General features: G+C 55.4%; 22 protein-coding genes. 14 read left to right on the top strand and 8 right to left on the bottom strand.

Features of this window, described 5'->3' with window-relative positions:
* Nucleotides 1-23 precede the first annotated feature (23 nt).
* Nucleotides 24-1,589 (bottom strand): PAS domain-containing methyl-accepting chemotaxis protein, encoded by a 1,566-nt coding sequence (locus tag WG219_08445; protein WXL27467.1) that lies wholly within the window; start codon nucleotides 1,587-1,589, stop codon nucleotides 24-26.
* Nucleotides 1,590-1,868: 279 nt separating this feature from the next.
* Between WG219_08445 and rlmM the strand changes: the two genes are divergently transcribed.
* The 3 genes from rlmM to WG219_08460 all read left to right on the top strand — a co-directional run bounded on the left by rlmM (nucleotide 1,869) and on the right by WG219_08460 (nucleotide 3,707).
* Complete coding sequence (gene rlmM / locus WG219_08450) at nucleotides 1,869-2,924, top strand: 23S rRNA (cytidine(2498)-2'-O)-methyltransferase RlmM (GenBank protein WXL27468.1); 1,056 nt, start codon at nucleotides 1,869-1,871, stop codon at nucleotides 2,922-2,924.
* A gap of 76 nt (nucleotides 2,925-3,000) precedes the next feature.
* Entirely contained in the window at nucleotides 3,001-3,252 is a 252-nt protein-coding gene (gene tusA / locus WG219_08455; protein WXL27469.1) for a sulfurtransferase TusA, read from the top strand.
* Nucleotides 3,252-3,707, top strand: coding sequence for a gamma-glutamylcyclotransferase family protein (locus WG219_08460; protein ID WXL27470.1), 456 nt, complete (start codon nucleotides 3,252-3,254; stop codon nucleotides 3,705-3,707). Before tusA ends, WG219_08460 begins: the two co-directional genes overlap by 1 nt.
* A gap of 13 nt (nucleotides 3,708-3,720) precedes the next feature.
* On the opposite strand, the gene WG219_08465 is transcribed toward WG219_08460, so the two are convergent.
* Complete coding sequence (locus WG219_08465; GenBank protein ID WXL27471.1) at nucleotides 3,721-5,100, bottom strand: MATE family efflux transporter; 1,380 nt, start codon at nucleotides 5,098-5,100, stop codon at nucleotides 3,721-3,723.
* Nucleotides 5,101-5,289: 189 nt separating this feature from the next.
* On the opposite strand from WG219_08465, the gene pdxB reads away from it, so the two are divergent.
* Nucleotides 5,290-6,438: a 4-phosphoerythronate dehydrogenase PdxB gene (gene pdxB / locus WG219_08470; protein ID WXL27472.1), complete on the top strand. Its 1,149-nt coding sequence runs from the start codon at nucleotides 5,290-5,292 to the stop codon at nucleotides 6,436-6,438.
* Nucleotides 6,439-6,479: 41 nt separating this feature from the next.
* On the opposite strand, the gene WG219_08475 is transcribed toward pdxB, so the two are convergent.
* Nucleotides 6,480-6,638, bottom strand: a complete 159-nt coding sequence (locus WG219_08475) for a PA1571 family protein (GenBank protein ID WXL27473.1) — start codon at nucleotides 6,636-6,638, stop codon at nucleotides 6,480-6,482.
* A 149-nt stretch (nucleotides 6,639-6,787) separates the two neighbouring features.
* Between WG219_08475 and WG219_08480 the strand changes: the two genes are divergently transcribed.
* On the top strand, nucleotides 6,788-7,903 hold the full coding sequence (locus tag WG219_08480) for an ATP-NAD kinase family protein (GenBank protein WXL27474.1): 1,116 nt from the start codon (nucleotides 6,788-6,790) through the stop codon (nucleotides 7,901-7,903).
* Nucleotides 7,904-7,998: 95 nt separating this feature from the next.
* On the top strand, nucleotides 7,999-9,780 hold the full coding sequence (locus WG219_08485) for an ABC transporter transmembrane domain-containing protein (GenBank protein ID WXL27475.1): 1,782 nt from the start codon (nucleotides 7,999-8,001) through the stop codon (nucleotides 9,778-9,780).
* 38 nt (nucleotides 9,781-9,818) lie between these two features.
* Here WG219_08485 and rhtA read toward each other — a convergent pair whose 3' ends face one another.
* The 3 genes from rhtA to WG219_08500 form a co-directional block, all read right to left on the bottom strand.
* A complete protein-coding gene (gene rhtA, locus WG219_08490) occupies nucleotides 9,819-10,682 on the bottom strand; it encodes a threonine/homoserine exporter RhtA (protein ID WXL27476.1) in 864 nt (287 codons plus the stop codon).
* 67 nt (nucleotides 10,683-10,749) lie between these two features.
* On the bottom strand, nucleotides 10,750-11,031 hold the full coding sequence (locus tag WG219_08495) for a pyrimidine/purine nucleoside phosphorylase (protein ID WXL27477.1): 282 nt from the start codon (nucleotides 11,029-11,031) through the stop codon (nucleotides 10,750-10,752).
* Between the two features lie 66 nt (nucleotides 11,032-11,097).
* The gene (locus tag WG219_08500; GenBank protein ID WXL27478.1) at nucleotides 11,098-11,640 is read right to left on the bottom strand and encodes an exonuclease domain-containing protein; all 543 of its coding nucleotides are present in this window, start codon (nucleotides 11,638-11,640) and stop codon (nucleotides 11,098-11,100) included.
* Nucleotides 11,641-11,862: 222 nt separating this feature from the next.
* On the opposite strand from WG219_08500, the gene WG219_08505 reads away from it, so the two are divergent.
* From WG219_08505 to WG219_08515, 3 genes are all read left to right on the top strand, one after another.
* On the top strand, nucleotides 11,863-12,732 hold the full coding sequence (locus tag WG219_08505) for an NAD(P)-dependent oxidoreductase (protein WXL27479.1): 870 nt from the start codon (nucleotides 11,863-11,865) through the stop codon (nucleotides 12,730-12,732).
* A gap of 105 nt (nucleotides 12,733-12,837) precedes the next feature.
* Nucleotides 12,838-13,098 (top strand): YkgJ family cysteine cluster protein, encoded by a 261-nt coding sequence (locus WG219_08510; GenBank protein WXL27480.1) that lies wholly within the window; start codon nucleotides 12,838-12,840, stop codon nucleotides 13,096-13,098.
* Nucleotides 13,099-13,137: 39 nt separating this feature from the next.
* On the top strand, nucleotides 13,138-13,740 hold the full coding sequence (locus tag WG219_08515) for an START domain-containing protein (protein ID WXL27481.1): 603 nt from the start codon (nucleotides 13,138-13,140) through the stop codon (nucleotides 13,738-13,740).
* A 74-nt stretch (nucleotides 13,741-13,814) separates the two neighbouring features.
* Here the strand turns inward: WG219_08515 and WG219_08520 are convergent, their stop codons facing one another.
* Complete coding sequence (locus WG219_08520) at nucleotides 13,815-14,549, bottom strand: phosphoadenylyl-sulfate reductase (GenBank protein WXL27482.1); 735 nt, start codon at nucleotides 14,547-14,549, stop codon at nucleotides 13,815-13,817.
* Nucleotides 14,550-14,735: 186 nt separating this feature from the next.
* On the opposite strand from WG219_08520, the gene thrH reads away from it, so the two are divergent.
* The gene (gene thrH, locus WG219_08525; GenBank protein ID WXL27483.1) at nucleotides 14,736-15,353 is read left to right on the top strand and encodes a bifunctional phosphoserine phosphatase/homoserine phosphotransferase ThrH; all 618 of its coding nucleotides are present in this window, start codon (nucleotides 14,736-14,738) and stop codon (nucleotides 15,351-15,353) included.
* A 59-nt stretch (nucleotides 15,354-15,412) separates the two neighbouring features.
* On the opposite strand, the gene gltA is transcribed toward thrH, so the two are convergent.
* Nucleotides 15,413-16,687, bottom strand: a complete 1,275-nt coding sequence (gene gltA, locus WG219_08530) for a citrate synthase (protein ID WXL27484.1) — start codon at nucleotides 16,685-16,687, stop codon at nucleotides 15,413-15,415.
* Nucleotides 16,688-17,038: 351 nt separating this feature from the next.
* Between gltA and sdhC the strand changes: the two genes are divergently transcribed.
* The 4 genes from sdhC to WG219_08550 are packed head-to-tail and all read left to right on the top strand — an operon-like array spanning nucleotide 17,039 to nucleotide 20,281.
* Entirely contained in the window at nucleotides 17,039-17,425 is a 387-nt protein-coding gene (gene sdhC / locus WG219_08535; protein ID WXL27973.1) for a succinate dehydrogenase, cytochrome b556 subunit, read from the top strand.
* Nucleotides 17,419-17,787 (top strand): succinate dehydrogenase, hydrophobic membrane anchor protein, encoded by a 369-nt coding sequence (gene sdhD / locus WG219_08540; protein ID WXL27485.1) that lies wholly within the window; start codon nucleotides 17,419-17,421, stop codon nucleotides 17,785-17,787. The genes sdhC and sdhD overlap by 7 nt, the downstream gene beginning before the upstream one ends.
* 3 nt (nucleotides 17,788-17,790) lie before the next feature.
* Complete coding sequence (gene sdhA, locus WG219_08545) at nucleotides 17,791-19,563, top strand: succinate dehydrogenase flavoprotein subunit (protein WXL27486.1); 1,773 nt, start codon at nucleotides 17,791-17,793, stop codon at nucleotides 19,561-19,563.
* Between the two features lie 10 nt (nucleotides 19,564-19,573).
* Nucleotides 19,574-20,281 (top strand): succinate dehydrogenase iron-sulfur subunit, encoded by a 708-nt coding sequence (locus tag WG219_08550; protein ID WXL27487.1) that lies wholly within the window; start codon nucleotides 19,574-19,576, stop codon nucleotides 20,279-20,281.
* The last annotated feature ends 147 nt before the right edge of the window (nucleotides 20,282-20,428 follow it).

A 20,428-nucleotide genomic window follows, 5' to 3' on the forward strand; every position in this document is an offset into this window, starting at 1 on the left:
TTAAAGGTAACTGCCCGGCAGGCTTAACGGTTGAAGCGGGCAACCAGCGCGTACTGGCCGTTTGCGGTGGCAGTAAGTGCTTCGCTGAGCATTGCAGTGTCGTGAGCTTCCGATGCTGTTTGATCTGCCAACACTGCGATGGTGGTGATACTGCGATTAACCTCTTCAGCCACAGCGCTTTGCTCTTCAGCAGCGGCCGCAATCTGGTTGGTCATATCCGTAATATTGGCAACCGCTTCGCTGATACCAGCCAGTGCTTCATCGGCTTGTTGGACGCGCTCGACACCTTCCAGGGCTTGTTGACGACCCACTTCCATGGTGGCCACGGCCTCTTCGGCCGTGCGCTGCAGTTTGGCGATGAGTTGGTGGATCTGCCCGGTGGACTCTGCGGTGCGTTGAGCCAGCGAGCGGACTTCGTCGGCAACAACCGCGAAGCCGCGCCCCATTTCCCCGGCGCGTGCAGCTTCAATCGCGGCATTAAGCGCAAGCAGGTTGGTTTGGTCGGCGATGCCTTTAATCACATCTACAACACCACCGATTTCGTTGCTGTCCTGAGCTAGGCGAGTAACGGTTTCGCCGGTATCACCGACGGATTCGGACAGGCGCTGAATGGCTTCGCGTGTTTCTGTGGCAATGACACGGCCAGCAGTCGTCAGGCGGTTGGCTTCCTGAGTCGCAGTGGCGGTGCGTGCAACGTTGCTGGCCACTTCTTGTGTGGTCGCTGCCATTTCGTTGATTGCGGTTGCAACCTGATCAGTCTCAGTGCGCTGGCGTTCAAGGCTAGTGGAGCTATTGTGTGCCAGCGTATCAGCTTGCTGAGCTTGTTGGGTCAGTTGCTCGGCGGTGTCCTGAAGGCGAGTCAGGCAGGTTTTTAACCGTGCATCTTGGCTGATCAGCGACAACTCCAAACGCCCCTGTTTACCACGGCTATCGGTATACATCTGCGCGATCAACGGGTCTGACGTGGTTTGGTCAACCACTTTCAGCAGGCTGTCGATACCGCGTTGCTGCCATTTGAGTCCGGCCAAGCCCAGTGGAACTGCAAGCGCAGCGGCCAGTGCAAAGCCCCAGGAGGAGTCCAGCCATGCGCCAACCAGAAAGCTGATCTGGCTGATCAGAATGAACGGCAGCCAGTTTTTAAGCACCGGTAACCAGCTGTCGCGTTTAGGAATGGCTGATTTACCGCTGTTGATGCGGTTATAGAGGTTTTGCGCGCGGTTGATTTGGTCTGCCGTGGGTTTTACCCGGACAGACTCATAGCCCACGACCTGGTTGTTATCCAGAACAGGCGTAACGTAGGCATTTACCCAATAGTGGTCGCCGTTCTTGCAGCGGTTTTTAACGATCCCCATCCATGGTTGACCACTCTTAAGGGTATCCCACATGTGCTGGAAAACCGCAGGTGGCACATCCGGGTGGCGGACTAAATTATGTGGCGCACGGATCAGCTCATCACGGGTAAAACCGCTGATGTCGATGAAGGCATCGTTGCAGTAAGTGATTTGGCCCTTGAGATCGGTCGTCGATATCAAGCGCTGCTGTGCGGGGAAGGTCCGCTCACGCTGGGTAACAGGCTGGTTATTACGCATAGCGAAATTGAGTTCCTTGAACGTTACCAATACTTCGGCTGCAACCGGCGGAAGTTTAGATTTATTTAATAGATAGGGCGTTAGGAGCTAAGTCGTAGACGCTTTGGGAATTGGTCTCGATTTGTAGGTGTCGGCAATCGGCAACATCACTCCGCGGCAGCTCTTAGAACTGGCACTTGCGATGAAATATTGTACATCAGTGCATTGTCTGGCGGGTTGATAACTGTCTAAGACATTGCTCGAAGTCAGTTATCATGTGCGGCTTGAGGAGAATGTCTGATGAATACCCTGCTGTTGCATTGCCGCGCCGGATTTGAAAATGAGGTGTGCGCTGAGATTACCGATCAGGCTGCCCGTGCAGGCGTTGCCGGTTATGCCAAGGCAAAACCAAGTTCCGCTTATGTGGAATTCATTTGCAGCGAAGAGGGCGGCGCAGAGCGCCTTGTTCATGAACTTAGGTTCAGCCAGCTGATCTTCGCCCGTCAGTGGGCAGCAGGAGGATTTGTCCAGTTACCGGAGCAGGATCGCATCAGCGTTTTACTCGAACATCTGGCTGACGCTCCGGTGTTCGGCAGCCTGTGGCTTGAGGTGCTGGACACCAATGAAGGCAAAGAGCTATCGAACTTCTGCAAAAAGTTCGAAGTCCCCCTGCGTAATGCGTTGCGCAAGGCGGGCAAATTACAGGATGACCCGCGCAAGCCACGGTTACTGTTGACCTTTAAGAGCGGTCGCGAGGTGTTTCTCGGCCAGGCAGAAGTCGGTAACTCGGCGCTGTGGCCGATGGGTATTCCGCGTCTGAAGTTTCCCCGTGAGGCGCCTAGCCGCTCGACTCTCAAGCTGGAAGAGGCCTGGCATACCTTTATTCCCCGTGAGCAGTGGGATGAGCGTCTGTCTGACGAGATGACCGCTGTCGATTTGGGCGCAGCGCCCGGCGGCTGGACTTATCAATTGGTTAAGCGCGGCATGCTGGTCACCGCCGTTGATAATGGCCCTATGGCTGAAAGCCTGATGGATACCGGGCTGGTCAATCACCTGATGGTGGATGGTTTTGTCTGGAAGCCTAAGCAGCCCGTGGACTGGATGGTCTGCGATATCGTGGAAAAACCAGCGCGCACGGCTGCCATGTTGGCGGAGTGGGTCGGTGGCGGGCACTGCCGGGAGGCGGTAGTCAACTTGAAGCTGCCGATGAAGCAGCGTTACGCAGAAGTAGTGCGTTTACTGGATCGTATTCGCGATGACTTTGCCTCACGCAAAATCAAAGTCAGCATCGCCTGCAAGCAGCTCTACCACGACCGTGAAGAAGTTACCTGTCACCTGCGTCGCCTGAGCAAATAAACCTGATATGGATGCCCGGCAATGTCCTTTGCCGGGTCTTTACACCAGAATAGCGGCTTATTACCGGAGCGTTCTGATGCCCCTGCAAAGTACTGAAATTCCTGAGTCCATCCTTGATGCCAGCGGACTTAACTGTCCAGAACCAGTGATGATGCTGCACAACAAGGTGCATGATCTGTCTGCGGGTGGTCTGCTCAAGGTGATCGCCACCGACCCGTCTACCCGTCGCGATATTCCCAAATTCTGCATGTTTCTCGGTCATGAACTGGTCGAGCAAGTCGATGAAGGGGATACCTACTTGTACCTGATCCGCAAAAAGACAGATTGATGCGTTGGTATTTCGCCTACGGCTCCAACATGAATCCGGCCCGCATGCAGGCCCGTGGGCTTGAAGTTGTTGAGGCCATGGCGGGCGTACTGCCGGGATATGGCCTGTGTTTTAACAAGCGGGCGACCAATCGTGCCGCTGGGCGTGCGTATGCCAATATCCGTCACCAGCGTGGCGCAAAGGTTGAGGGCGTGCTGTACCGGCTGGCGGACGAGCACGAAATCATCAAGCTCGACCACTTTGAGGGCACGCCAGTTTTTTACAGCCGGGAGTGCATGCCCGTGATCACCCAAAGTGGTGTGCAAGCGGCATGGGTCTATATCGCCAACCCGGCTTTCCGCGAAGAAGGGTTACTGCCCAGTGTCGATTACATGGCCCACTTGCTGGCAGGCCGTGCATGGCTTTCCCACGAGTACTGGGCTGCTCTGGCTGCGCAGCCCGTACATCCTGACTGATTCAGGGCTCCATTCACGATGCCAGCACAGTGCGCTCGGCATAGATGTGTTTACGGGCGCTGCGCTTTAAGCGAATAACCAGCAGCACCGCAGCGCAAGTCAGGCCGACGACCAAACCTTCCCACAGCCCTTTGGGGCCGCTCGCTTCCATAAACCAGTCGGTCAGGCCAAGGATGTAGCCAACCGGCAGGCCAATTCCCCAATAGGCAAACAGGGTGATGAACATCGTCACGCGGGTGTCCTGATAACCGCGCAGAGCACCGGCTGCGGTCACCTGTATGGCATCAGAGAACTGGAACAGTGCGGAATACACCAGCAGTGAGGCCGCCACCGCGATGACGGTCGGATCTGGGGTGTAGATACCCGCGATCTGCTCACGAAACAGCAGCATCACACTGGCGGAAAGGCAGGCATAAGTGAGCGCTGTTCCTATGCTCACGCCGGAGGCAAAACGTGCTTCGCGGGGATCGTTGCGGCCGAGCGCTTGGCCCACGCGCACGGTGGTGGCCATGGCGAGCGCATAGGGGATCATAAAAACAATCGAGCTGAAGTTCAGGGCAATCTGGTGTCCTGCCACTACGGTGGCACCGAGTCCGCCAATTAGCAGAGCAATCACCGAGAAAATGCTGGACTCGGCAAACACTGAAATGCCAATCGGCAGCCCAACCCCCAGCAAGCGTTTGATGATTGACCATTGTGGCCAGTCGAAACGTTCGAACAACTGGCTGCTGCTGTACTTAGGTATCCACTTGACCCAAGCCAACATGGCCAGGCACATAAACACCATCACCAATCCGGTTGCCCAGCCGCAGCCGACACCGCCCATGGCCGGTACACCCAGCTTGCCGTAAATGAACACATAGTTGAGGGGGATGTTCAGGGCTAGGCCAGCAAGGCCGATGATCATACTGGGACGTGTCAGCCCAAGGCCATCGCTGAAACAGCGCAGTACGTAATACAGCGCCAATGCCGGGAAGCCGCAGGCTACACCACGCAAATAGCCCATGGCCGAGGGAATCAGATAGGGGTCAACCTTCATTAAAACCAGCACAAATTCGGTATGCCACAGCAGGGTCGCAGCCGCTAAACCTAAGAGCAAGCCCAGCCACAGGGCTTGGCGCACGACTGGGCCGATCTCGGTGTATTCACCGGCCCCGAAGCGGCGCGCTACTTTGGCGGTGGTGGCCAGCAGGGTGCCGGTCATCAGCAGGAAAACCGGAACCCAAATCGAGTTACCCAGCGCCACCGAGGCCAAGTCTTGGGGGCTTACCCGGCCAGCCATAACGGCATCCACAAAGCCCATGGCGGTATTCGCCAATTGAGCGATCATGATGGGGAAGGCGAGCGACAGCAGTTTGCTGAGCTCCGTGCGTACGCGATCCTGGCGAGTCATCTGGCAGAGTCCGATTGGCAGGCGAAAGCTATGCAGTTTACTTCCTGACGAGCAAGTCAGGAAAAGGATTTGTCGCAATGATCAAGGTTGCGCTTTATAACACGCATTGACGTAATCGAACGGGTACTGACCCTGAACGTAGACTCTGGCTGCCTGCTAGAATGCACAACGCATTTTCGGAGCCGTATCATGCAAATTGTTGCTGATGAAAACATCCCTCTTCTTGATGAGTTCTTTGCCGGGTTTGGCAACATCCGCCGTTTGCCCGGTCGCTCAATTGATGCCGCCAGCGTTGCCGATGCAGACGTGCTGCTGGTGCGCTCAGTGACCAACGTGGATCGTGCTCTGTTACAGAGTTCGCCGGTTAAGTTTGTCGGCACCTGCACAATCGGTACGGATCATCTCGATATTCCTTATTTCGACGAAGCCGGTATCACCTGGTCCAGTGCTCCAGGTTGTAATGCCCGTGGCGTGGTGGATTATGTGCTCGGCAGCATGATGGTGTTGGCTGAGCGGCAGGCGGCTGATCTTTCCGCGCGGACTTACGGTGTGGTGGGTGTCGGGCAGGTGGGCGGGCGTCTGGTAAACGTCCTGAAGGGGCTAGGCTGGCGTGTGCTGGTGTGTGACCCGCTGCGGCAGGCTGCTGAAGGGGGCGACTTTGTCAGCCTGCAACAGGTGCTGGATGAGTGTGATGTGATCAGCCTGCATACACCGCTTGAGCGTGCAGGTGATCACCCGACCTATCACCTGCTAAATGCTGAGCGATTGGCAGCTCTCAAACCAGGATGCTGGTTGATTAACAGCAGCCGGGGCCCGGTGGTGGATAATCAAGCGTTGCGCGCGCTGCTTCCAGTGCGCCCTGATCTGCAAGTGGTGTTGGATGTGTGGGAGGGGGAACCGCAAGCCGACGTCGAACTGGCGGCTTTGTGCCAGATCACCACGCCGCACATTGCCGGTTATAGCCTGGATGGCAAGCTGCGCGGTACTGAGCAGATCTATCAGGCTTACTGCCGGTTCCTGGGTACTGCTGCTGAGGTTGAGTTACAAGCGTTGATGCCAGCCCCGTGGTTGCGTGAGCTGGTTGTGGATGCAACGGCACCTGAAGCGTGGGCGTTGTCCAGTATCTGTCGTGCTGTGTACGACCCGCGTCGAGATGATGCTGATTTCCGCCGCAGCTTGATTGGCGATGCAGCAGCGCGTCGTGCGGCTTTTGATGGGTTGCGTAAGGGCTACCCGGTGCGTCGGGAGCTAGAAGGGCTACAGGTGCGTCTCAATGGTGACGGTGGCCAGAAGCATCTGGCTGATAAGGTCGCGGCGTTAGGGGTTCGGCTGGTGTAGCAGAGACTACCGGGGCGGCTGAGCGTCCCGGCAGTTGTTGCTTACTTTTGTTTTGCTTCGGTCTTCTGGGCCTGATCCAGTTCGCGGCACGCTTTCTGGATCATGTCTTCGGTAATCGGGATTTCGCGACCTTGCGCGTCAATCACGTACCCGACCTGAGGCGGAGCCGGTGTGCTGGCTTTCTGTTGATGGCTTTGCATGCTGCTCTCCTTATCAGTTAATCAGGCGGTACGGTCTGAATCATATGGATGTAGTGTGAACATGCCATGACGACTGCCCGCCTGCCATGACCTTTTGGTTGTAGCAGGGGGCATGCCAAAGCATTGGATTTTTCAGGGTAGAGGGAGAAATGACGCTTTTCCACATTGGTCTGATCATCAATCCACTGGCAGGACTGGGTGGTCCAGCAGGTTTTAAAGGTTCTGATGGCATGGCGCAAACGGCCATGGCACAAGGCTTTGAGGCTAAATCAGCACTGCGCACAAAGACCGCGTTGGAGGTGCTGCTGCCACTACGTGAACGCGTGCATTTCGTCGCATTCCCCGGAGCGATGGGCGAAGACCTGCTGCGTGAAATGGGCTTTAACTACGAAATCGTCGGAACCTTGACGTCTGCCGTGACCAGCGCGGCGGATACCCGGCAGGCTGTGCACTTGCTTCAGGATGCAGGCGTGGCGTTGATTTTGTTTGCCGGCGGGGATGGTACGGCGCGTGATGTATGCGAGGCGGTCAGACCCGATCAACCCGTGTTGGGGATTCCTGCCGGGGTGAAGATTCAGTCCGGTGTCTATGCCATCAGCCCACGTGCAGCCGGTGAACTGACAGCGCGTCTGATTCAGGGTGGTCTGGTGCGTTTGGCCAGTGGTGAGGTGCGGGACATTGACGAGAGTGCGCTGCGTGAAGGCCGGGTGACGGCACGCTGGTACGGTGAGCTGACTGTGCCAGAGGAGGGCGGCTTTGTTCAGCACGTCAAACAAGGTGGGATGGAGTCTGAAGAGCTGGTACTCAATGACCTGGCAGACTGGTTGCGGGACAGCTGGGAAGAGGGTGTGCGCTACGTCTTCGGCCCCGGTTCGACCTTGCATGGCCTGGCGGAAAACCTCGGTTTGCAGACCACCTTGCTGGGGGTGGATGTCATCGAGAATGGCTTGGTGATCGCGACCGATGTCAACGAGCATCAATTGTATGAGTTGGTAGACGGGCGACCAGCACGTTTACTGGTCACGGCAATCGGCGGCCAAGGGCATATTATCGGTCGCGGAAATCAGCAGATCAGCCCAAGAGTGCTGCGCGCCATCGGGCTGGAGAACATCCGGGTCATCGCCACTAAACGCAAACTGGCCACCCTTGAAGGCCGCCCTTTGCTGGTAGACAGCGGCGACGTGAGCCTTGATGACAGCTTCCCGGATGTGGCTAGGGTGTGGGCTGGTTATAAGGAAGAGTTGCTGTATCCCGTTAGCAAATAGTCGGACTTGCTGTCTGATAAGGCGCATTGGTGTTCTCGCAACCGGCTAATCTGTGTTTCGCACGTCTGGCTTGTAGCCCTTACTAGTGAGTCTTCATGGAATCTGTTCTCTCTCTGCGTAACCGCAGTGCTCTAAGCGTCGCCTGGCGTTTTATTTCGCCCTATCGCGGTCGGGTGATCGGGGCGTTGTTGGCGTTGATGTTTACCGCTGCCATTACCCTGTCTATGGGGCAGGGCATCAAGCTGCTGGTGGATCAGGGCTTGGCGACTCAGTCGGATGAGGCGCTGCGTCACTCCATTGCGTTGTTCTTTGTGCTGGTGCTGGCCCTGGCGGTTGGCACGTTTACCCGTTTTTATCTGGTCTCCTGGCTGGGAGAGCGGGTGGTGGCGGATATCCGTAAACGGGTGTTCAACCATTTGGTTGAGTTGCATCCAGGTTTTTACGAGAGCAACCGCAGTTCGGAGATCCAATCACGGCTGACGGCGGATACCACGTTGTTGCAGTCGGTGATCGGTTCGTCGTTGTCGATGGCATTGCGCAACCTGATCATGTTGATCGGCGGCAGCATTCTGCTGGTGGTAACCAATGCCAAGCTCAGTGGCATCGTGCTGCTGGCCTTGCCTCTGGTGGTCGCGCCGATTCTGATTTTTGGCCGCCGTGTGCGTAGCTTGTCGCGGCAGAGCCAGGACCGTGTGGCGGATGTCGGCAGTTATGTGGGGGAGGCGCTGGGCCAGATCAAAACGGTGCAGGCTTACAACCACCAGGCGGAGGATATGCGGCGTTTCGGTCAGTCTGCCGAGGCTGCCTTTGATACGGCGCGTAAACGCATCGCCCAGCGTGCCTGGCTGATCACCGTGGTGATTGTGCTGGTGCTGGGGGCGGTGGGTGTCATGCTCTGGGTCGGTGGGATGGATGTGATCGCCGGACGCATCAGTGGCGGTGAGCTGGCGGCTTTCGTGTTTTATAGCCTGATTGTGGGGTCTTCATTTGGCACCCTGAGTGAGGTGATCGGTGAGTTGCAGCGTGCGGCTGGGGCGGCTGAGCGTATTGCTGAGTTGCTTCAGGCACGCAATGAAATCACTGCACCAACTGGTGACGTGCAGCAGCTACAGCATCCGGTTGAGGGGCGCATCGAACTACGGGATCTGTATTTTGCCTATCCGTCGAGGCCAGAGAGTTATGCGGTCAATGGCATCAGCCTGCATATTGAGCCAGGCGAGACGCTGGCGCTGGTGGGGCCTTCCGGCGCCGGGAAGTCGACGCTGTTCGATTTGCTCTTGCGTTTCTTCGATCCGCAGCAGGGCCAAATCCTGATTGATGGTCAGCCAATCCGGCAACTGGACCCGCATGACCTGCGTAAGGCCTTTGCCTGGGTGTCGCAAAGCCCCGCGCTGTTCTTTGGCAGCGTCGAGGACAATATTCGTTACGGTCGCAGCGAAGCCAGTTTTGCTGAAGTTGAAGCGGCGGCCAGGGCGGCCCATGCCCATGAGTTCATCCTTAAGTTGCCTCAGGGTTATCAGACTCACTTGGGCGAGGCCGGGCTGGGGCTTTCTGGCGGGCAAAGGCAGCGGCTGGCGATTGCGCGAGCGTTGCTCTCGGATGCGCCCATTTTGCTGCTGGATGAAGCGACCAGTGCGCTGGATGCAGAAAGCGAACATCTGATTCAGCAGGCCTTGCCGGGGTTGATGAAGGATCGGACCACGCTGGTGATTGCCCACCGTTTGGCCACCGTAAAAAGTGCCGACCGGATTGCGGTGATTGAGCAGGGCAGGTTGGCGGCTATTGGCAGTCATGCCGAGCTGGTTAGCAACAGCCCGTTGTATGCGCGTTTGGCTGAGTTGCAGTTTGGTTTAGACGATGTTGTGCCTGCGGGCTAGCTCGGTGCGGGCCGCCGAAGTCGGCGGCTGTGCCAGGGCTACTTCTGCGGCCTGATGGTGGCCGCAGCACCTGCGGAGGCGAGAATGATGGCGCTGATGGCTATCCACTGGCTTAAGGTCAGGCGCTCACTCAGGAATAGCAGTCCAGACAGTGCTGCAATCGCAGGCTCCATACTCATCAGTACGCTGAATGTACGGGCCGGGAGGCGTGTCAATGCGACCATTTCCAGGCTGTAGGGCAGTGCAGACGAGAGTATGGCCACGCCGATAGCGATAGGCAGAATATCAAGCGCGAAAAGGCTGGTGCCGACCTGAGATAAACCAATCGGGAAGACCAGCAACGCTGCGACCACTGTGCCAAGGGCAACGGTGTGGTGGCCATGCTCTGCGCCTGCCTTCTGACCGAAGACGATGTACAGCGCCCAGCACACCCCTGCCGCGAGTGACAGGGCCATGCCCAATGGGTCTAGGGCGGCCTCTGATTTACCGGTGGGCAAGAGCAGCCATATGCCAAATATGGCTAACGCGATCCAGACAAAGTCCAGCAGTCGGCGCGATGAAAGCAAGGCCAGCGCAAGCGGGCCAGTAAATTCCAGGGCAACGGCAATGCCCAAGGGAATCGTCTTAAGGGAGAGATAAAAGAGCAGGTTCATACCGCCTAACGCCAGGCCGTATGCAACAAGAGAACGGCAGGATTGAAGCGTCAGCTTTGCCCGCCATGGGCGCATGATTGCGCACAGGATTATCGCTGCAAGGCTAAGACGCAGAGCCGTGGTGCCGCTGGCGCCTACCTCCGGGAACAGGCTTTTGGCCAGTGATGCACCGCTCTGGATCGAGGTCATGGCAACAATCAGTACCAGTATGGGCACTATCACCAGAGAGAAGCGGGTAGAGCGGGGCATGGCATGAGTCCTGTGTATTCATTAAAAAAGCCGGCCTTGTGAGCCGGCTTTCAGCACTACGGTGTTCTTAGCGGTATTCGCAAAGGTATGCAGTGTCTACGGCAACTTTTAGTTGGAACTTACTGTTGGCTGGCACAGTGAACTTGGTGCCAGCAGCAAATGTTTCCCAGTTTTCACTGCCCGGCAGTTTTACGGTCAGGGCGCCGGCGACTACGTGCATGATTTCCAGCTGGTTAGTGCCGAATTCATATTCACCTGCAGCCATTACGCCAATAGTGGCGGGACCTTCTTCCATGCCGAAAGCGATGGATTTAACGGTACCGTCGAAATATTCGTTGACCTTGAACATCTGCAGATCCTCGATGGGAAAAATGGGGCGCCAGTATGCCGAAGGCAGATTGCCTAGTCATCTGCTTTAAAAGGGCTGTGCGAGTGGAACTAAACGAGCTGTATTGCGGGCATCCGTCAAGGCTCGGTGCTGTTGTCCGTTAAACGTGAGCCCGGCCAGTTGCAGGGCGTTTTTCAGGCTTACCGGGCTGGTCAGGTGACGTGCGCTGGCAAAACGCTGTTTGAGGTTGTAATGCTGTAACTGCTCAAGGGCACTGCTCAATTTGTGCTGCCTCCATTCAACAACCAGTTGCTTGCGGTCGTAGTCTCCCCAACTGACCCAGCCGGTGAGGTTATTGCTAAAGCCTGAAAGCCAAAGTTCAAACGCAGACCAGACTTGCGGCAATGGCGCGGCGCTATCAATTTCAGACTGGCTGATATGAGTCAGCTGCTGGCAAAACTGAGTCAATTGAGGGCGGCGAGTGGGGCGTACGAGGCGCTGGAACTGACCTAGCTCGTGGCCGTTATCACTGATGATGCAGGCACCGATTTCGATAATTTCCATTTCGGATACTGGCCAGCCACCTTCTTCGGTGGTGGCTTCCAGATCAATGACCAGCCAGTTCGACATGAGCCCTCCATTGCGAACACTGAGTATGCAGACACCATAAAGCTGGGTAAAGGCAGCGGCTTGCTGTGGCAGTGGATTAGACCACGACTGTACTGGTAATCACTGTGTCAGCACGGCATTCTGAATAACTAAGGCACCCATGCTGTGTAGTAAGCAGCCGCGTTGGAAAACTGGGTGCGGCCAGCTCGTGGTGTACAGGTTCAAATGTAAGGTGAGGTAAGCATGGCAAAGGTAGCGTTTATCGGACTGGGCGTAATGGGTTATCCGATGGCGGGTCATTTGGCCCGTGCAGGACATGATGTTTGCGTTTACAACCGCACAGCAGCAAAGGCACAGCAGTGGGTGGCCGAATATGCTGGCAATTTTGCACTGACACCCCGTGAAGCGGTGTCGGGAGCTGAGTTTGTAATGGTGTGTGTAGGCAATGATGATGATCTGCGTAGCGTTATCCTTGGTCCTGATGGCGCATTTGCTGGCATGCAGGAAGGTGCATTGCTGATTGATCACACCACAGCATCCGCACAGGTTGCCCGTGAACTGGCGGCTGAAGCTACTGCCCGCAAACTGGGTTTTGTCGATGCACCGGTATCCGGTGGTCAAGCCGGGGCTCAGAATGGTGCATTGACCATCATGGTGGGTGGGGAGGAGGCCCTGTATGCCAAAGCTGAGCCTGTGATAAAGGTCTACGCTCGTATGAGTCGCCTGATGGGCGAGGCGGGAAGTGGCCAGTTGACCAAAATGGTCAATCAGATTTGTATCGCGGGCTTGGTCCAAGGTCTTTCTGAGGCTTTGCATTTTGCCCAATGTGCTGGGCTCGATGCTGAAGGGGCCATGGAGGTGATCAGTAAGGGGGCTGCGCAGTCCTGGCAATTGGAGAACCGGCACAAGACCATGCTGGCGGGTGAGTATGAGCATGGTTTCGCGGTGGACTGGATGCGTAAGGATCTGAGCATCCTGCTCGATGAGTCACGCCGCAATGGTGCGCAATTGCCGGTAACTGCTCTGGTCGATCAGTTCTACGCGGATGTCCAGAAGATGGGCGGGGGGCGTTGGGATACCTCAAGTTTGTTGGCACGTCTGGGGCGCAAATAGCCACAGCCACGCAAGCTACCACTCACCCTGCAGGGGCTGCACAGTCTTAAACGCTCAGCGTAAAATTTGCGCGTTTTAGTTCTGCTTCCTGCGGGGGTTGTCCTGATGAATTGCCGTGCTGGTTGCGGTGCCTGCTGTATCGCGCCTTCAATAACATCTCCTATCCCTGGCATGCCATCTGGCAAGCCTGCTGGTGTGCGCTGCGTACAACTCACAGACGATAACTACTGTGGGATATTTGGGAAGCCTGAGCGGCCTGCTGTGTGTTCCGCTTTTCAGGCGGATATAGATGTCTGTGGCCAAACCACCGAAGAGGCTATTACTCTGCTCGGGTGGTTAGAGCAGAGCACTGCAATAGCTGTCTGAGGTTCTGCTGTCTGGGGTGTCAAAACAAGGAGAAGTTGCATGAGACGTTCAGTAAGCTGGCTTGTGGGTGCGGTTGCGCTGGTGGTTGCAGGTGTCGGGCATACCGATGAGGGGGCGTGGCGCTTGGTCAAAGACGAAGACGGCATCAAGGTTTATCTGCAAAGTGTGCCGGGTTCAAAATATCAGTCCTACCGAGGCGTAACACTGATCAAGGCGCCGATTGAGAAGCTGGTTGCGATGCAAGAGGATGTTGCCTCTGCTTGTAAGTGGATTCATAGCTGTCTGAAGCAAGCCCTCCTGAAGTCTGAAGGGGATCAAAGCTGGCTCTACAGCCAGTTTGAGACACCATGGCCTGTTCAGTCCCGGGACGCGGTTTTCCATGTGAAAACCAAACGTGAGGCCGATGGGGTGGTTGTGCGTGAACTTGCCGGTGAGTCGAGCTACAAGCCTGAAGAGAAAGGTTTTGTGCGAGTGACTTCTGCCCAGGGTTACTGGCGTTTGAAGCCAACCTCTGAAGGTGTCGAGGTCGTCTATCAGATGCATACCGAGCCTGGTGGCAGCGTTCCCGGCTGGTTGGCCAATAGCTTTGTTGTTGATGCGCCCTTCAATACGCTCAAGGCTTGGCGCAAGGCGGCAGAGTAGGGCAGGCAAGTTATAGATTGTGCCGGTATTAAAAAGCCAGTCCTGAGGACTGGCTTTTTTGCTTTCGCGGTGACTCAGTTCTTAGCAATCAGATTGCCTGCGTGCAGGCCGCACTCTTTCTGCGTAGCTTCCTCCCACCACCAGCGCCCTTCGCGCTCGTGCTGATTAGGTAGAACTGGACGGGTGCAGGGTTCGCAGCCAATGCTGATAAATCCACGCTCGTGCAAGCTGTTGTAAGGCAGCTCAAGCATTCTGATATAGGCCCAGACTTCCTCACTACTCATCTGTGCAAGTGGATTGAACTTGTACAGAGTCTGCCCGGCACCGGCGAAAGTTTTGTCTTCTTCAATTGCTGCGACATGGCTACGGGTACCAGGGCTCTGGTCGCGGCGCTGGCCTGTTGCCCACGCTTTAACTGTGGCGAGCTTGCGCCTCAGTGGGGCGGTTTTACGGATGCCGCAACATTCGCTATGGCCATCTTTATAGAAGCTGAACAGACCTTTTTCCTTTACGAAGGGTTCAAGGGCCGCCGCATCGGGAGAGAGGATCTCGATGCTGATACCGTAGTGCTCACGCACCTGGTCGATAAAACGATAGGTTTCTGGGTGAAGGCGGCCCGTATCAAGGCTGAACACTTTGACGTCTTTGTTCAGTTTCCACGCCATATCAACCAACACCACATCTTCAGCACCGCTGAAAGATAGCCAGAGATCATCTCCAAAGTGCTCAAAGGCCAGTTTGAGGATGTCCTGCGGCGACTTGGTTGCGTACTGGGTCGCCAGTTCGGCTGCATCAAAAGGGTGACTCATCGGGCTGTGTTCCTAGTTATGGTGGTGCTCTCAGGCTTGTGCAGTGATGTTACCAAATGCCAGATATGCCTCTAAATAACCAAACATGGTAGTGCTGCTTTGTTATGGATATAAGCCTTGCATTGCAAGGCATCAGGCGAGCCGCTAGAGTGCCGCCTTCTTACTCAACGGTATTAGGAGTGTGTTGTGGAAATCGCGTGTCTCGACCTTGAAGGTGTACTGGTTCCGGAAATCTGGATTGCCTTCGCGGAAAAAACCGGCATCGAATCGCTCAAGGCGACCACCCGGGACATTCCTGACTATGACGTATTGATGAAGCAGCGCCTGCGCATTCTGGATGAACATGGCCTGAAACTGTCGGATATTCAGGAGGTGATCGCCACCCTGAAGCCGCTGGAAGGTGCAGTCGAGTTTGTGGATTGGCTGCGAGAGCGCTTCCAGGTTGTCATCCTGTCTGACACATTTTATGAGTTTTCTCAGCCGCTGATGCGTCAGCTGGGTTTCCCGACGCTGCTATGCCACAAGTTGATCACTGATGAAACAGATCGCGTTGTGGACTATCAACTGCGTCAGAAGGATCCAAAGCGTCAGTCTGTAATCGCTTTCAAGAGTCTTTACTATCGCGTGATTGCAGCAGGTGACTCTTATAACGACACCACCATGCTGAGTGAAGCGCATGCTGGTATTTTGTTCCATGCTCCGGAAAATGTTATCCGCGAGTTCCCGCAATTCCCTGCGGTCCATACCTATGAAGACCTCAAGCGCGAGTTCATCAAGGCATCGGTGCGTGATCTGAGCCTGTAAGCAGGCTCTGAAACTAAAAAAGGCTGCCAATGGCAGCCTTTTTTATTGCGACGGATAACTTACTTGTTAAGGTCGCGCTTTGGATGGCCGGTGTACAGCTGGCGTGGACGGCCAATCTTGTACGGACCAGACAGCATTTCTTTCCAGTGAGAGATCCAGCCTACAGTGCGGGCCAGAGCAAAAATCACGGTGAACATGCTGGTCGGGATACCGATAGCCTTGAGGATGATACCCGAGTAGAAGTCCACGTTCGGGTACAGATTACGCTCTTTGAAGTACGGATCGGTCAGAGCTATCTCTTCCAGGCGCATCGCCAGCTGCAGCTGAGGATCGTTTTCGATTCCCAGTTCTTTCAGGACTTCGTCGCAAGTCTGTTTCATCACAGTGGCGCGTGGGTCGCGGTTTTTGTAAACGCGGTGACCGAAGCCCATCAGTTTGAAAGGATCGTTTTTGTCCTTAGCTTTGGCGATGAACTTGTCGATGTTCTCAACCGAGCCAATTTCGTCCAGCATGGTCAGAACGGCTTCGTTGGCACCGCCGTGGGCCGGGCCCCACAGTGCTGCAATACCGGCTGCGATACAGGCGAACGGGTTGGCGCCCGATGAGCCCGCAAGGCGAACGGTAGAAGTGGAGGCGTTCTGTTCGTGGTCAGCATGGAGGATGAAAATCTTATCCATGGCTTTGGCCAGTACCGGGCTGATCGGTTTGATCTCGCACGGAGTGTTGAACATCATGTGCAGGAAGTTTTCTGCGTAGTCCAGATCGTTGCGCGGATACATCATCGGCTGACCCATGGAGTACTTATAGGTCATGGCTGCGATGGTTGGCATCTTGGAGATCAGGCGCATAGCCGATACTTCACGGTGATGCGGATTATTGATGTCCAGCGAGTCGTGGTAGAAAGCGGAGAGGGCGCCTACAACGCCACACATGATGGCCATCGGGTGGGCATCACGGCGGAAACCATTAAAGAAGCTCTTCAGCTGCTCGTGAACCATGGTGTGGTTCTTGATGGTGCTGACAAACTTGGCTTTCTCTTCAGCACTCGGCAGTTCGCCGTTCAGCAGGAGGTAGCAGGTTTCCAGGTAATCAGATTTTTCGGCGAGCTGCTCGATCGGATAGCCACGATGGAGCAGAATGCCTTGGTCCCCGTCAATATATGTGATCTTGGATTCACACGAAGCGGTGGACATAAAGCCAGGGTCGAAAGTGAAGCGTCCCGTGGAGGTTAAGCTTCGCACATCGATAACATCGGGACCGACGGTGCCGGTAAGAATGGGCAGCTCGACGGGGGCTGCGCCCTCGATGATCAACTGCGCTTTTTTGTCAGCCATGCTTGGCCTCCTAGTTATGCTTGAAATCATCAGACAGCCCCCCACGCAGGGCCCGCACCACTATAGTGGGATAAATTTGAATGTCAATTTGCGACAACCTAGATGGTAGAAGGGTTTGCGCGCGGATTGTCTGGCATGGACGTGCTGAATACGACATTTATTAAGGCTGCGCAATCAGCTATTAGGTAGAGGCCTCTGCGTTGTCATTAGTTTCCTAACTGTCTATACTCTGCGGCCAGCTGCCAGAGGCCTTGCGCCTAGAGACTGGCAGTTGTCACTCCTTGGGTGATGGGTACCTGACCAGTGCACTTCCCGACAACTTTGCCCTGATAGTTATGGGCTCTCAGTGTGATAAAAAAAGCCGTGAATAGCCAAAGACCTGTAAACCTAGACCTTAGGACTATCAAACTCCCGATCACTGCTTATAGCTCCATCCTTCACCGTATCTCCGGTGTCATCCTCTTTGTCGGTATCGCAATTCTGCTGTATGCGCTCGACAAGTCGCTGGCTTCCGAGGAGGGCTTTGCCCAGGTGCAGGAATGCTTGGCCAGCCCGCTGGCTAAATTTGTGGTTTGGGGTCTGTTGTCCGCTCTGCTGTATCACCTCGTGGCTGGCGTGCGCCACTTGATCATGGACATTGGCATCGGTGAGACGCTGGAAGGCGGCAAGCTGGGTGCAAAAATTGTTCTCGTCGTTTCGGCGATTCTGATCGTGCTGCTGGGGGTGTGGATATGGTAACCAATGTCACGAACTTTTCACGTTCGGGTCTTTATGATTGGATGGCTCAGCGTGTTTCTGCAGTCGTTCTCGCGGCTTATGTGCTGTTCCTGCTCGGCTTCATCATTTGCAACCCGGGTATGGGTTATGCTGAATGGAAAGCTCTGTTCTCCAACAATCTCATGCGTATCTTCAGTCTGCTGACCCTGTTGGCTCTGAGTGTTCATGCTTGGGTTGGTATGTGGACAATCTCCACTGACTACCTGACCCAGATGGCGCTCGGCAAATGGTCCACTGTTGTGCGTTTCCTGTTCCAGGCAGTTTGCGGCGTTCTGATGTTCGCGTTCTTTGTCTGGGGCGTGCAGATTTTTTGGGGTAACTGATCCATGACTAGCATTCGCACTCTTTCTTATGACGCCATCATTGTTGGTGGCGGCGGCGCTGGTATGCGCGCTGCGTTGCAGTTGGCCCAGGGTGGTCATAAAACTGCAGTAGTTACTAAAGTGTTCCCGACTCGTTCGCACACAGTATCGGCGCAGGGTGGTATCACCTGTGCAATCGCTTCGGCTGACCCGAACGACGATTGGCGCTGGCACATGTACGATACCGTTAAGGGCTCCGACTATATCGGTGACCAAGATGCTATCGAATACATGTGTTCTGTAGGTCCGGAAGCGGTATTTGAATTGGAGCACATGGGGCTTCCATTCTCCCGTACTGAGCAGGGTCGTATTTATCAGCGTCCTTTCGGTGGTCAGTCGAAAGGCCCTAATAACCCGACTCAGGCTGCACGTACCTGTGCTGCTGCTGACCGTACCGGTCACGCGCTGCTGCACACCCTGTATCAGGGTAACCTGAAGGCTGGCACATCGTTCCTGAACGAGTGGTATGCCGTCGACTTGGTGAAAAACCAAGATGGCGCCATCGTCGGCATCATCGCTATCTGCATTGAGACTGGCGAGACTGTTTACATCCGCTCCAAAGCCGTTGTTCTGGCGACTGGTGGTGCAGGTCGTATCTATGCGTCCACTACCAACGCACTGATCAACACCGGTGACGGTGTAGGTATGGCACTGCGTGCTGGTGTGCCGGTTCAAGATATTGAAATGTGGCAGTTCCACCCGACTGGCATCGCTGGTGCAGGTGTACTGGTTACTGAAGGTTGCCGTGGTGAAGGTGGTTACCTGATCAACGCTCACGGTGAGCGCTTCATGGAACGTTATGCCCCGAACGCTAAAGACCTTGCTGGTCGTGACGTTGTAGCGCGTTCGATGGTTAAAGAAGTTATCGCCGGTAACGGTGTAGGCCCGAACAAAGACCACGTACTGCTCAAGCTTGATCACCTGGGTGAGGAAGTGCTGCACAGCCGCCTGCCAGGTATCTGTGAGCTGTCGAAGACCTTTGCTCACGTTGACCCGGTTGTTGCTCCGATCCCGGTTATCCCGACCTGCCACTACATGATGGGTGGTGTAGCCACCAATATTCATGGTCAGGCAATCACTCAGGACGCCAACGGCAACGACAAGATCATCGACGGTCTGTTTGCTGTGGGTGAAGTTGCTTGCGTATCCGTACACGGTGCAAACCGTCTGGGCGGTAACTCGCTGCTCGACTTGGTGGTGTTCGGCCGTGCTGCTGGTCTGCATCTGGAAAAAGCACTGAAAGAAGGTGTTGAAGTTCGCAGTGCAAGCGAGACCGACATTGATCAGTCACTGTCCCGTCTGGCTGGCGTCAATGAGCGTTCCACCGGTGAAGAAGTGGCGCCGCTTAAGCGTGAGCTGCAACAGTGCATGCAGAACTACTTCGGTGTATTCCGTACTGGTGAATACATGCAGAAGGGTATTGCTCAACTGGCTGAGCTGCGCGAGCGTATTGCTAAGGTCAAGATCTCCGACAAGAGCCAGGCTTTCAACACTGCACGTATTGAAGCTCTGGAACTGCAAAACTTGCTCGAAGTTGCTGAAGCGACTGCGATCGCTGCTGAGGCTCGTAAAGAGTCCCGTGGTGCTCACGCTCGTGAAGACTTTGAAGAGCGCGACGACGAAAACTGGCTGTGCCACTCCCTGTACTTCCCGGGCGAGAAGCGCGTAACCAAGCGTGCCGTCAACTTTGCGCCGAAGACAGTTCCAGCGTTCGAGCCTAAGGTTCGGACTTATTAAGGTGGCCGATATGTTGAAAGTCAGTGTTTATCGTTACAACCCGGAGAAAGACGCTGCTCCGTTCATGCAGGACTTCGAGGTTGATACAGCCGGTAAGGACATCATGGTTCTTGACGTGCTGGCTCTGGTTAAAGAGCAAGACGAAGGCTTCTCCTACCGTCGCTCTTGCCGTGAAGGTGTTTGCGGCTCCGATGGTATGAATATCAACGGTAAGAACGGCTTGGCCTGTATCACACCGTTGTCTGCTGCTGGTCTGAAAGGTGGCAAGCTGGTTATCCGTCCTTTGCCGGGTCTGCCAGTTATCCGTGACTTGGTCGTGGATATGAGCATCTTCTACAAGCAATATGAAAAAGTTCAGCCGTTCCTGCAGAACGATAAGCCGTCTCCGGCGATCGAACGTCTGCAAAGCCCGGCAGAGCGCGAGAAGTTGGATGGTCTGTACGAGTGCATCCTGTGTGCTTGCTGCTCCACCAGCTGCCCGTCGTTCTGGTGGAATCCAGACAAGTTCCTGGGTCCGGCTGCACTGCTGCAAGCTTATCGTTTCCTGGCGGACAGCCGTGATACCAAGACCGAAGAGCGTCTGGCGTCTCTGGATGATCCGTTCAGTGTATTCCGCTGCCGCGGTATCATGAATTGCGTAAACGTTTGTCCGAAAGGTTTGAACCCTACTAAGGCAATCGGTCATATCCGCAACATGCTTCTGCAAAGCGGTACCTGATTTACTGTTGGACCGTTACACCTGCAACGTCGGCCTGGCTGGCGTTGCAGTAAAAGCTTGAATCACTGCTCACAAAGTGGTGTTTCTTAAACTGAAAAATTTGATGACCAGCAGGGGCATCCGGGCTGGTACCCGGACTATCTGCGG

The organism is Pseudomonas mendocina (assembly GCA_037482215.1).
In the GTDB taxonomy this organism is placed as follows: domain Bacteria; phylum Pseudomonadota; class Gammaproteobacteria; order Pseudomonadales; family Pseudomonadaceae; genus Aquipseudomonas; species Aquipseudomonas mendocina_E.